The 13,150-nt window shown below is 35.2% G+C and carries 13 protein-coding genes; all 13 read right to left on the bottom strand.

The features are described 5' to 3' along the window. Positions 1-6: 6 nt before the first annotated feature. On the bottom strand, positions 7-723 hold the full coding sequence (locus Q0F04_RS00380; protein WP_295748845.1) for a hypothetical protein: 717 nt from the start codon (positions 721-723) through the stop codon (positions 7-9). After that, positions 723-1,325 (bottom strand): hypothetical protein, encoded by a 603-nt coding sequence (locus tag Q0F04_RS00375; protein ID WP_178650318.1) that lies wholly within the window; start codon positions 1,323-1,325, stop codon positions 723-725. Before Q0F04_RS00375 ends, Q0F04_RS00380 begins: the two co-directional genes overlap by 1 nt. 13 nt (positions 1,326-1,338) lie before the next feature. Continuing rightward, on the bottom strand, positions 1,339-2,184 hold the full coding sequence (locus Q0F04_RS00370) for a hypothetical protein (protein ID WP_295748840.1): 846 nt from the start codon (positions 2,182-2,184) through the stop codon (positions 1,339-1,341). 11 nt (positions 2,185-2,195) lie between these two features. Further along, complete coding sequence (locus tag Q0F04_RS00365; RefSeq protein WP_295748838.1) at positions 2,196-3,272, bottom strand: hypothetical protein; 1,077 nt, start codon at positions 3,270-3,272, stop codon at positions 2,196-2,198. Next, positions 3,272-7,855, bottom strand: coding sequence for a tape measure protein (locus Q0F04_RS00360; protein ID WP_295748835.1), 4,584 nt, complete (start codon positions 7,853-7,855; stop codon positions 3,272-3,274). Before Q0F04_RS00360 ends, Q0F04_RS00365 begins: the two co-directional genes overlap by 1 nt. Beyond that, positions 7,842-8,084 (bottom strand): hypothetical protein, encoded by a 243-nt coding sequence (locus Q0F04_RS00355; protein WP_295748833.1) that lies wholly within the window; start codon positions 8,082-8,084, stop codon positions 7,842-7,844. The genes Q0F04_RS00360 and Q0F04_RS00355 overlap by 14 nt, the downstream gene beginning before the upstream one ends. 77 nt (positions 8,085-8,161) lie before the next feature. Then, positions 8,162-8,872: a hypothetical protein gene (locus Q0F04_RS00350; protein ID WP_295748831.1), complete on the bottom strand. Its 711-nt coding sequence runs from the start codon at positions 8,870-8,872 to the stop codon at positions 8,162-8,164. A 19-nt stretch (positions 8,873-8,891) separates the two neighbouring features. Continuing rightward, complete coding sequence (locus Q0F04_RS00345) at positions 8,892-10,298, bottom strand: hypothetical protein (RefSeq protein ID WP_295748828.1); 1,407 nt, start codon at positions 10,296-10,298, stop codon at positions 8,892-8,894. Beyond that, complete coding sequence (locus Q0F04_RS00340) at positions 10,298-10,459, bottom strand: hypothetical protein (RefSeq protein ID WP_295748826.1); 162 nt, start codon at positions 10,457-10,459, stop codon at positions 10,298-10,300. The genes Q0F04_RS00345 and Q0F04_RS00340 overlap by 1 nt, the downstream gene beginning before the upstream one ends. Positions 10,460-10,471: 12 nt before the next feature. Then, positions 10,472-10,927 (bottom strand): hypothetical protein, encoded by a 456-nt coding sequence (locus Q0F04_RS00335; RefSeq protein WP_295748823.1) that lies wholly within the window; start codon positions 10,925-10,927, stop codon positions 10,472-10,474. Positions 10,928-10,930: 3 nt separating this feature from the next. Beyond that, positions 10,931-11,173 (bottom strand): hypothetical protein, encoded by a 243-nt coding sequence (locus Q0F04_RS00330; RefSeq protein ID WP_295748820.1) that lies wholly within the window; start codon positions 11,171-11,173, stop codon positions 10,931-10,933. After that, positions 11,170-11,883 carry a hypothetical protein gene (locus Q0F04_RS00325; RefSeq protein ID WP_295748817.1) on the bottom strand — a complete coding sequence of 238 codons (714 nt, stop codon included), beginning with the start codon at positions 11,881-11,883 and terminating at the stop codon, positions 11,170-11,172. Before Q0F04_RS00325 ends, Q0F04_RS00330 begins: the two co-directional genes overlap by 4 nt. Beyond that, a complete protein-coding gene (locus Q0F04_RS00320) occupies positions 11,883-13,142 on the bottom strand; it encodes a hypothetical protein (protein ID WP_295748815.1) in 1,260 nt (419 codons plus the stop codon). The genes Q0F04_RS00325 and Q0F04_RS00320 overlap by 1 nt, the downstream gene beginning before the upstream one ends. Positions 13,143-13,150 lie beyond the last annotated feature (8 nt).

Here is a 13,150-nt window from a genome sequence, read left to right as displayed (position 1 = left end):
TTACTCCTAACTACCAATTTTGCCTTGTCCTACCCATTTACCATTTTTTCTAATTCTACTTGACCCTTGGTTTTCTTTATTTGCTTTATCGGCACTGTACTTGCCAATAGTGGCCCAAGAACCTTTAGCTCTCTTTTTAAACCATCCTGTAGCTCTATCCAAAGAATAGAATATACCGCCTTTTCTTACTGCCCATGGTCTAAAATCAGGGATAACCTGTTGGATAGAATATATATTCTCGTAAGGGAATGTAGCATCTTCACCTCTTAATTCAACTTTAACGTGTGTTGTATCTGTTGGAAGTTGTAACTTGCCACTCCATTGACTGTTTTGTGCCACTGTTTCCCAACCTGATGAATAAGCCAATGGCCATGTATCTGCATGAGAGAATATTACTTGATTATAAATCTCTCTCCATGAGGCTTTGCTGTTGTTAGAAACACTAATGATCAAAATATAGTTGTATCTTCCGCCATACTGTACATACTTTCCGTTACCTGTATATGTACCAGCATCCGTTACACCATAACCAACTAAATCTAATGTGAAAGTAACACCATAGTTTCCATCATCTGAAAAGTTGATACCTTTTCCATACCCTTTAGCATGGGCGGTAGCAAGAGGAAATCCAAAGTCTGCGGTATTGCCTGGATTTCCGCCTAATACTACGTTATTGTATGGCCCTGTGTTATCGTAAGCTCCATGAAAGTTTTGCCATGTCATTAAACACCACCAGCCAAATCATTCTCAGAACTTCCATTATTAGTACGGATGTATGAGTTTCCGTCAGGAGTACCACCAAAAATATTGATATTACCTGTTGCAATGCTTCTTCCGTCATTGAATTTTCCTTCAAATACAGTATCTCCTGTTTGTTTCCATGCACCACTGTTTTTAAGATTTGTAAGAATCTTTTCAACTGCACTGTACATATCTCCAACGCTGCCTTCAAGTTTTCCAACCTTATTTTGTAAATCTCTGATAGCATTCCAAAGCTTTTGGATTTCTGCCCATAGCTTTTCGATTTCTTCCCATTGCCCACAATCAGAACAAATCATTACATCCATGATACTGATTAGGTTCTTTTCCAAATCTTTGATAGCTTCTTTTGTGTCGCAAACATCAATTGTATCTATCTTTTCTAGCAATCCACCTAATAAGCAATCGTTCATATCGTGCATATCTGTACAGTTATTGTGGCCCTTGTTTTCAAAGCCTTGGTTTGCTTTAAGATTTGCACAAATAGTATCTGTTACACCTTTTTGAATGAAATTACTGCTTGTAGCTTTTAAAGAATCGCAAGCAGAACAAACATCTTTATTCATTTACGTGTACCTCCTAATCTCTACAGATAACGAAATTTACTTTGTTATCATTTACAAAACGAGTGTGTAGAGATATTTCATCATCTTCTAGCCAATCAACATAAATAGAAAGGAATTGCAACCAATTCGTTGTTTCTCCAGCTTTTACTGTTCCACTCATGCTTAATTCCACTGTTTTGTTAATATCTTCTTCAAATGAAGCATTTGTGATTTTTTGATATACCAACGATCCACTCTTATTAGGAACACGAATTGAAACAGTAGGAGCTGAACCAGCTTGAACTCCTGTCATTTTATAAGAATAGTGTTTCAATGTAACACTATTGAATTTGTATGTAGCACTCTTATCTTTATTAGGTTTCATACAGAAATCTACTTTTCCTGTAATGACTCCATCTGCTACCTTCGTATATCCACTTGTGTGAATCCAATCTGAATACTTGAATGTGAAATTACCTTGTCTGTCAATTTCAACGCTCAATCCAGGTGTAGACTGTTGAATAGTATATTGTGTTTCAATTGCTAAATTTTGAAGTTGAAGATTATACAACTGGTCTTGCAATCCACACATCCAACAAATCATAGCTGCTTTCATGTTGTAATCATTGTTAGCGTATTGGCTCATGAATAATTTCCAATCACACAAATCAAATCCATCTATAATGTCATATAAGCCTTTTGTAAGGCAATCGTTGGCATTTTCCATGTCTGTACACGTATTATTGCCATTATCAGGATTTAAGCCTGTATCGTTTCCTAAAGACGTACAGATTGAATCTGTAACACCATTTTGGATAAACTCTGCACTGCTATCTTTTAGCTTTCCACAAGCAGTGCAATAACTCTTTACATTTGCCACTGCAAGCCTCCTTAATTTGTAAGTTCATCAACATCTATATATACACAAGCCATCTTACAACATGAGCCTGTGACAACTAATCTATTCATTCCATGATGTACTGTGAATCCAAATTCATCTTCAATTACTAGATTATCTAAATCGACTTCCTCTGATGCACAACATCCATCTGCGGTAAAGTATAAGTTCCAACTTGAATCAAGTGTTAAAATTCCATCATATTCCCCTAGAATCATCATCTTGTTTCCGTTGATTTCAATTTCAGGGTTTTGGAATTTACCATCTAGAATCAATTTGACCTTATCTGTATCTAATATTGTTCCGCTGTAGAATCTTCCAGCAATTGATTCGACACAATAATCTTTTTTACAGATTTTATTCTTAATCAAATCATCACCGAAAATTTGTTCACCTTTGATGCAATCGTAGACAATCTTGTATGAATTGCCACAATTCATAAAATCTTCCAATGCCTTAGTTCCCATTACACATAAAGATGTTTCCTCTGTAATGTCTCCACAATCACATAAACATGAATTGCAAGTTTCCATATCAGGAGGACAAGCAACACAACACGATACACATTCTTGAGCATCTCTGAAATCCTCACAATCAAGGATATTACATACAGAATAAGGAACTAAGAATGTTTTCTTTGTGTCTGCAATATGCCATACACCTTCCCAAAGTTTGAAATCAATGTCAATTGATAGATAGCCTTGGTATTTTTTGTAATCTTCACTAAATCCTGTGACATAGGCCCATGCCCAAATCAATTTGTTATCTTGAATTGCCCATAATCTTCCTGGCTTAAGCAAATTCAAATTGAAATAGTCACGTAGGAATCTTCTATCTTCATCATGAAAATGTTCATAATTAAAATTCAATGTTAAGGACAAATCACCTTCCGTAAGAAACTGTTGATTCTTTTGGAAAGCTACATAACTACCATGTCCGTAACTATATTCTTGCGTTGTAGTCTTTGTATCTTGCTTTAGAGAGGCAGAGGAAATCTCCTCTGCACTGTCTATTACAAGATCATTGAACTGAACGTATGTTTTTAAAGGGTTTAAGTTATAACAATTCATTATGCCAAACCTCTCAAGCATCTACCTACTTTGATAGCCTGCCTTCTTTCGTTTCCTTCGTTGAAAGCAATACTGTTATTCGTAACACGATTATCGTTATTGTTGATAGTCACATTTTTATTAACAACACTTCCAACATGAGAACCATATCTAGTAGACAATTCTCTGAACGCACCTTTCAAGTCCATGTTGTTTACTTTGTCCAAGAAACTTTGACCTGCGTTCTTAACTGCACTACGTTTCATCACATACTCACCAGGAGTCAACATAGCAGGTACTGTATCTGTTCCGCTAGGTTTCATAACGATAGGTTGTCCACCTTTTTTTAAGTAAACTGGGCCACCCTTAGCAAACTTAAGATTGTTTCCTTTTGATTCGTTACCTCTGTTTACTGTAGGAGTAGTTGTACCACCTGTATTAATGTTTCCCGATTGATTGTTGAACGCATTTTTAAATGCACTTCCTAAGTATTGTCCTAAATCTGTGAATCGTGTTGAATATCCATACATCATAGTAATCTGATTAGAGATTGAACTAGACATATTAGAGATACCTTCACTGAATCCACTCACAACGTCTTTTCCAAACTTCTTACCTACTGATTTGAAGCTTTTCTTCTTCAATGTAGTTTTAGCATTATCAATCTTAGTTCCAAATGAACCTTCAATATCAATGCTTTTGAAGCCTTCAATAATTCCGTTGGCCATTTCTGTACCCGAAGTATTAAATTCCGATTTCATGTTAGATAAAGTTGTGGCCATGTTGTGGAATGAATTAACGATTGAGTTTACTTCCTTAACAACATCCGTAGTAGCTTCTCCAACCTTCAATCCTTTAACATTGTCTAGGAACGTTTGAATACCTGTTGTGACTTCTCCAACCTTAACAAAGTCTAGATTTAATCCAACGATAGAGTTTAAAGTCTCACACGTTTTATTTAATTTAGAAACCGTCTTTTTAACTGTGTCCATGTTCTCTAGATTTTCTGTCAATCCTTTGTTAGTTGCTAAATCATTGATTGTATCTCCAATTGTTTTGATATTTGCTCTTAGCGTTTTAAAATCAAAACCATCAGAATAAACATTCAAAGTTCCAAATTTTAGGATTATATCACCTAAAGTTGTAATTGCATCCAATGCGTTAGTAAATAGCTTAGAATCAGGCATTTGTCTCAAGTTGTAAGACAACATATTCTTGTCTTTTCCTGTACCAACTCCAGCTACAGAAATATAGCCAATAGCTTGAGAAATACTAGTGATTGTCTTTTTAATATCCTCTGCATTTGGTAAAGGATTGTTAGCAATCGTTGCTTGCAAGTTTCCAAATTCAGGTACAATCTGTTCCAAAATCTTCAATGTATCTAAGAACTCCTGAGCATTTGTAGAGTTTAAATTAGATTTAATACTCTTTGTAACATCAGGGAAAACAATCTTCTTCATTGATTCAACAACACTAGCTACATTCTTTAAAATGCTTGTACAATTCTCAACGTTAATTGAACTTCCGTTGATATTAGACATTTTAGATAAGCTAGAAGCCATTGTTGTATAGTTCTTAACGATACTGTTTGCATCTGCAATGTTTGTTGCACTAGATGTACTAACTGTTGGGAACTCAAAGTCATTAATACTCTTGATAACTTCTTGAATATCTTTGAATTGATCGTTGAAAGAACTGCTATCAATGCTCATTTCTTGTACTTTTGAAATTGATTCTCCAATTGTAACAAGTTTCTTTAGAATCCTAGTGATATTCCATGTTTCCATGTTCTTCCACAAAGACTCAGAGCTTTTAATAACTTGACTCCACCATGAAGAATATGTTCCTCCACCTTCAAACATATCAATAACATCCATGATACCTTGGATTTTCTTTTTCAATCCTTTTGTGTTTGAAGGAACATTCTTATCTACTTCTTGCATAGCCTTAGCGCAAGCAATCAACGTACCAGCCAATCCTGTTGTTGTTATCATGCCTAATATTTGAGCTAATGTAGTGATTCCACCTGTTAAGACTCCAGCACCGCCTTGAATTCCTGTAATAAGTGTCATAGCACCTATACATTCAAATAAGCCTAATAACTTATCGTTGAACGTGTCGAATCCATCAGGCATTGTTTTGTCTAGCTCTTGCATTGCTTTAGCAAATAGCCATAAAGAACCGCCCTGACCAATCATCATTGCCAATCCTGTAAGAGCGTTATTCATTTCTAATGCTTTTGAGACTGCTGCATTAAGTGCGTTAAATCCCATCATCAATCCCATTACAGAGAATAGATTTGTTAATCGCATAGGCAATGTAGTAATGTCATCAGGAACATTCTTTTCAATTTCCTTTATAGCTTTACAATAAAGAATGATTGTTCCAGCTCCACCAGCTATGATAGCTAATGAAGATAGTTTATTTTTAAATCCAACTGCATCAAAAGTCTTTGGAGTACCTACCGCAGTAGTAATCTCATCTGAACTTTTGAACACATCTTTAATAGAACTAAATTTGCTTCCTAGTTTTCCTAGGAAAGGAATATTGAAACTTTTTCCTTTGAATTTTGAAGCAATGTTTAATAAATCTCCTAAAAGACCAATTCCACCACTTCCAAGTTTCATTAATCTACCAGCCCATTTTAATCCAATTCCAATTTGGATGTAGTCTGATACGAAACGTCCTAATCCTTTAGAAAAGCTTCCATCTCCCATTTCAGTGATTTTATCTTTCACGAAATTATATAGGCCACTAACAAGAGGTTTGAAGAAATCAATTGCTCCTTTGAAATCTTCTAATCCTTGTTTAAATCCACCAATAAAATCTTTGAAGCTAAATGTTTTTAAAACGCTCCATAATTCAGTAAACTTCGTTTTAATGAAGTCTATACCTTCGCCAATTTCTTTTTTATGGCTTCTAATGAAGTTTGCTCCTATATCTCCTAAGCCTTCAACTTTTTGAGAAAGTTTGTAGATATTTCCGTAGATTGTAGAACCTGTTAACTCTGTAGAAACCTCATCTAATTCACCTAACCACTTTTCTTCGGCTTTACTGAATCTCTTAGGAATTAAGTCAAAAGCATTACCGATTGTGGCTACAGACGATTTAACCATAGTAGCTAATGAATCTAGGCCACCACCGCCTTTTTCATCCAACTCAATTAAGGCATCCTCAAATTGTTGTAATGAAATAGTTGGATTTGAACCTGTAAACGCTTCTCTAAACTCTGCAAATGACATATTAAATTTCTTTGCAATAGCAGTTAAGGCTGGTGTCATACCTGCATCTTCCATTGATCTCAATGTACGGGCATCCATTTTAGAACCCATGATTTGAGAATACTGAGTAACCGCATTGTTTACTCCCTCAGAATCTCCACCAAATGTCAAAATGGAATCATTAATTGCCGAGAATAGCTTTTGAGACCTATCTAAATCATGATTGATTGAAGTAAATCTCGTAACATGGCTTAGAGCATCGTCTAAAGTGGTTGGTAGGCCCAAAATGCTTTCATCAAGGTTATCAATCATCTTTTGGATTTTCGTTGTAGAATCGTCTACATCACCTACTACAGTGGACAATGTTCTTTTTGCAACTTTGATAGTATCATATCTCTTAACACCATTTGAAACTGCGTTTCCAATAGTGTTTTGTGCACCTGAAACCAATCTATACAAGCTAGAATATCCAACACCTTGTACTAAGAATCGTCCAATATCTCCTATTGGATTGTTTTGGAAATTCTTGGCAATGTTCAACATACCAGAGCCTAGATTTGACATTTTATTTCCAACATCAAATGTAATCTTACTAGCAGTTTTCAAAGCTTTAGCAGCTTTTTGAAGATTGTTTAGTTTATTCAAGCTATCTTGATAGCCGATAACTTGAGACTCAATGTCTGCTTTTGTGCTTCTTACATCATTCTCTTTTTTGATTGTTTCATCTAGCTTTTTATTTGCATCTTCTAACTTAGAAGAATCAGCTTCTAATTTGATTTTTTCTTTATCTAAATCTGCGATTGAATCATCAATCTCATCAACCAATTTTTGAGCATCATTTAATTCACTGATGTTCGCTTCAATCTTTATCTTTTCTTTGTTAAGATTGTTAATTTTCTTTTGTACTTCATCAATTTCAATGCCAACCTCTCGCATATCGTATTTGAGAGCTTCACGTGCACTGTATAGGTCTTTAAGCTTAACACTTTTATCGTTTTCACCTAGTGTCATGTCGTTAATGACATCATGAATTTCGTTGGCATTAGCTTTTAAATCAATATCAATAGAAAGCTTTTTATTACTCAAGGCTAATAACTCTTTTTTAAGCTCACTAATATCATCTTTAATATCCAATAATTGATTCTTGAAATTAGCTAGATTATCTAAATCTACTTTCATAGCAAGCTTTTGTCTTTCTAAAGCTTCCTTTTCCTTTTTGATTTCTTCTAATCTCGCCTTAATTCTTTCTAATTCTTGGGTGTTAGCGTCAAATTTGAGTTTTACCTTTTCAATTTCTTTTAACTCTTTTTCAAGTTGCTTTATTCTTGCTTCGGCATCCTTAATGTCAAGGACTAACCTAGCACCGACTTCACGTACTGACATCTTCGGACTCCTTCGCTAAATCTGTTTTCTGCATGAAATGAACCGTATATCTGTCAATCTGAGGTATTTTCTTCGTAGAGTTTTTATTCGCCTCATTAATTTCATTCCATGTTTTATCGCTTTGTAGATTTGCGTAGTACCCAAAGGCAACAACTAATTCAGAAACACCCCAATGGTCTAATATCTCATTGGGGCGTATTTTTAGAACTTTACCGACATAATGAGCCATGGTTGAATAAAGATTTAGTTCTGCAAAATAAGTCTTTGCTTTTTTTACCGAATCCCTTTTATCATCCCCCTTATCAATTATTTGATAAAAACTGTTTCTACCTCATTGAATAATTCAGGATATTTGATAATTAGACTAATCATGCAAGTTAAAACTGAATATTGCATCATGTGATCCTCATAAAATTCATCTAATCCTAAGAAAATTGCAACAACTTTATAAAGTCCATCAACTAAATTTGTAGAAGATTGAGCGTATAAATGGAAAATCTGTTCATTCGCTTCATTCATATATGCTTCATAAATCTGAACCATAGTTTTGTTCACTTCTTCATCATCTGCATCTGTTGTAACGTTTCCATCTTTTCCTTCAATGAATTTGTGACCATAGTATTCCTCGATTTCTTGGAATTTTTCTTTATATGGGTCTAGGATTTGTTCTGCATCCAATAGCAATGGTTTTACTTCGATTAAAGCTTCTACCATCTTCATATCTTGTCTAGGAGATAATGTTAGATTTTCAAACTTCTTATCGAACATAACGTATTGCCCTACTCTTTTAGCGTTCTCAGGAACATCAATTTTATGTTCTTCGATTTCTTTTTCAGTGAATCTGAAATTCACTTCAATATCAATTGTTTTAACATCTGTCTTATTTGCATCACCAACAACTGCAATTTCACCACCATTGCCATAGACTGCGTGAGGAGTATCATCCTCACGAGCTACTTTTAACTTTTCAATCATGGCATTTAACTGTGTTGGTTCTAAAATCTTTTGTTCTTCCATCTCATTTGCCTCTCAATTTCTATAAATTAGCGTTAGCTTTGTTTACTACATATACTTCATACCAGTTTCCACGAATATCTTTCTTGAACGCTAAACTAAATTCAAACGCTCCGTCATCGGGGATACCCATTGGGAATGAAGTAATTTTTGCATTGTGGTAAATAAATACTTCTACAGTTCCATCGCTTCTATAACGAGGGATTGTAACTTTTGCTCTCTTATTCTTTAAGCTATCGTTGTTTGCTACATAGTGTTGCAATACATCAACAGTCATTGGATAAGAGATTTTTAATGTTTTACCTACTAAGTTTTTGTTGAAGTAGATTTTTGAACCTTCAACATCTAAACTTGGATTGATTTTACTGTTCAATACTTGGTATTGAGACTCGTCTAAGTTTGCCAATAATGGAGTGTTGATTCGGTTCAATGTAGAATCTGTGATATTGCATTGGTCACTCAATGCTGCATAGATAAATCCACATTCTTCAACATAGTGGTCTGCAATATGGATTGAACCATATTCAGGATGTTCTTTATCTGCTTCAATAACTACTTCCTGAGTACGCATCATAAAGCCTTGAGATTTATCTCCCTTGCCAATGAATGGGTTCATAGTTAAGTAGTTAGATGTTAGTTGAGTACCTGTAAATGAACGCTCAATAGAAGCAGAATCATCATCATAAGAATCATCAAAGCAACTTGTATCTACAGGGTCTACAGTATCGTCACCATCAAATCCTGATAAGCAGCTTACTTTAATATCGTTGTTAGAATCTAAGTCCGCAAATTCTTCAAAGAAAGAAATTGAAGAAAGACCAATCAAGATACTATCTCCTGATTTATCTGTTAATGCTACTTCAATACTTAAACGAACACCTGATGTGCTTGCTTCCCATCCTTTTCCTGATGTTTTTGTAGGTACAGTAGATAAATCAATCTGTACAGGATAGAAGCCTTCTTTATCTGCTTTTAAAGTAGTTGTGTATTCATCTGTGTTAGTCATTTCATGATCTAAAACATCTGAAATCTTTGTTGTGATTGTATAAGTACCAGCTTGAGGAACATTTACATAGTAGTAAACAACACCTGCTGCAAAGTCTAATGCATTCTTCAATGCTTTAAATACTGCACCGCTTGTGTGTACTTTGTTTCCTTCTCCGCCTGTTGCATCAGTTTCTTTAGAAGTGATGAACAATGTACCTGTATTCTTGCATCCAAATGATTCGCAAACGTTGATTAAATCAGGTGCAATAGTACGTGATGTATAAGCACTTGCAGTACCTGTAATCTTTTCAAATTTACGAGTGTTGATTTTTAAACAAGCATCAATATCACTCATGATAGTAATATCAATTTCTTGAGTTTTAGTTAATTTAGAGACACTTAATTTGTCACTAATGATTTTGTTAATGTTACAGTTAGGCATTACTTTTTCCCTCCCATTGTAGCTTTTAGTACACGCTCCATAGCACGTTCTGCTTTAGCACCGCCTACTTGATTTAAAGCGTTTAATTTGCGTGAAACAAATGCTTGAACATCTACTTTTTGTTCAGGAGTGTTTTTAGCTTTTACAACTTTTTCTTCCATTTTTAATCTCCTTTATTTAACTTTTGCATCAAATCTAGATACCGCTCTAGCAACAAAATCATTTGCCTTTCTAGGTGGCATCTTAATTTTGTATGCAAAGTGTTTCTTTCCCATTTCATCTACCCAAACAAACGGACTTCCGTTTTTACGAACTAATGTATAAACTCGTTTTGTTCCGTTCTGTACCATTGGGGAGTAATCAACGTGAGAAGGGTTTCTAGAATCTTTTTCTAGTTTGTCTGCATCTACACCGATTAGATATTCGGTATTAGATACTTTTTCTTTCGTGATTGAATCCTTTAAAGCACCTGGTCTATATTCATTCCATGGCATACTCGTCATTTCCTGAGCATAGAACCTACTCCCTCTTGGAGCTTCTTCTCGCATAGTTTCTTCTAATTCACTAGCTAATCCTTCAAATTCTTCTTCACACACTTCTATAACATCTTCTAAGAGACCTTTTAGCATTTCCTACACCTCGATAAAGGGGTAATATACTTTGCCTCCATAGACGTATTTAAAGCCTTTTAGGAATACACCATCTTCATACGATACTTCCTCAGTTTTGTTCATAAGGAAGATTTTTACTAAGCCACTAGGCAAACACATACGTTTTGAATATTCGTAAGATATGTTTGATTTGGCTTTTGCACCGCATACAGGGCATCCATTTTTCTTCATGGAACTTTTCATTCCAATATATTTGATTCTCATACAACATCACCAACCCATATGTCTTTTGAATTACATACTGATAAGATACCTAACTGTTCAGAGTATGCTTTTGTAATATGTTCACGAACATACATACTAATCGAAATCTGAGCATCAGAATTTTCTTCTGAAATAAGAACATCACTACCATCTGTTTCTTCACATGAACTACATCCGCATTCGCATCTGTTCATTGCGATAACGAACTGTAGGAAGTCGCAGAATACAGGCAATAGACATTCAGGTATCGCTTCATATCCAGCTACATAACTGACAACGATCTTAGACAATTCATCACATCCACAATTGCACACATCTTTGTAGTCGATATTAGATAAATCAACGTACACGATACTTTCGTATGGGTTGTAAGAAAAATCTTTATCGACTTCTAGTTTGTGGGTAGTAAATGTAATTCTTTCTCTAGTGATAACAGATACCTCAATCGTTGTTGGGTCAATCATTGGATAGAATAGCGGTATACGTACAATTCCTGAATCGCACCCACATTTCTTAAATTCACCAACATCAAAGACTTCCTCTCTTTGAGATGAGAGGAAAGTCTCACAAGGATGGTTTTTCCAACAAGTGATGGTACTAATTAAATCAATTAGTTCTCCAACATTCTTTTCAAGTTTACCTGCTTCTAAATCGCTTTCCTTTATGCACGAACAATAGTCTTTCAATTGTTCGACAATTTTTTCGTACATTATTCACCAATGTTGATTGGTACGATTGTTGTTGGTTTCAATACTAGGTCTAATCCGTTTAATGTATCTCCTAATGTAGCTGCTGACATTGGAATACCTTGGATTACCATTAATCTGTTTGCATCTGTTCCAAATGCACATCCAAAGTTGTAGTAGTAGTCACACTGAGTACCGCATCCTTCGGATGGAGTATCTGTAGCACCGAATGTATGACGTTGGAATTTTTCAGATGGTTGGAAAGTAGTTCCCATTACCAAACCTACTGTATTTCCTTCCAATACCCATACATCACCTGTACCTTTTGTGATGTCGCATGGAACTAATTTATCTGCGATAAATCCATGTCCTTTATAAGCAACTTCTCCGTTCTGAGATTTTGTCCATCCATCAGGATATTCTCCGTTGAATTTACCTGGAACAATAACAGACTTGATACCTTCAAGTACTAATGGGTGACAAGCGAATTTATAATCGCCATCTCCTAATGCTGCCAAACGTAGTCCAACTGAATCAAATGCAGATAATACATTTGTACCTACGATTTTGATAACTGCTTTATCTTCCATTACTTCCAATAATCCATGGAATGGTTTTAATGTAGCAGTACCTGTAGCCATTGTTCCTAAGATAACGTTAATAGCAGTGAAGTATGCCATTGAAATCAAATCCATACGTTTCTGAGCTTCTTTAATAGTTTCTCCTTCACGTTGGAAGTAGCAAACCATGTCATTAGCTTTGATTTTACGTGTTTCGTTAACTAAGCTATCCATAATAGGTTCGCAGCTCTTTAAACACAATAATGCTAATGGTGCATTGCTACCGCATTTAGCTAAATCTAATGGAACCCAGCAACATTCACCTTGTGTTGATTTAGGTTCTGTTGTTCCGTATGTGAATGGCAACTGAATATAGAATTTGCCATCTTCTTTTTTTGTTACGCTCCATGCTCCTCGGTTCATAGCACCTTGCATCTTGCGTGAAGCAGGTGTGTTCATTAACCAAGAAACCAATGGGAACACGTTTTGGAATGGGTTGGCTGGTGAGTTATCTGAGTAATCAGTACCGATACCAACTGTTCCTACATTTGATTTAGAAGCATCTGCTGCTAAATTCTGTCTTGCTTTTTCATAATCAATATAAGCTCTTGAGAATGATGTTAAATCCTCGATATTAGAACTTAGACGTTCTACCATTCCTGGTGTAACTGCCATTTTTTCTAATAATGTGTTATCAGGATTTGTAAATAATAAATCTAACATGGTTTACC

The organism is uncultured Holdemanella sp. (genome assembly GCF_934772795.1).
In the GTDB taxonomy this organism is placed as follows: Bacteria; Bacillota_I; Bacilli_A; order Erysipelotrichales; family Erysipelotrichaceae; genus Holdemanella.
This window is presented reverse-complemented; position numbering and strand designations above follow the sequence as displayed.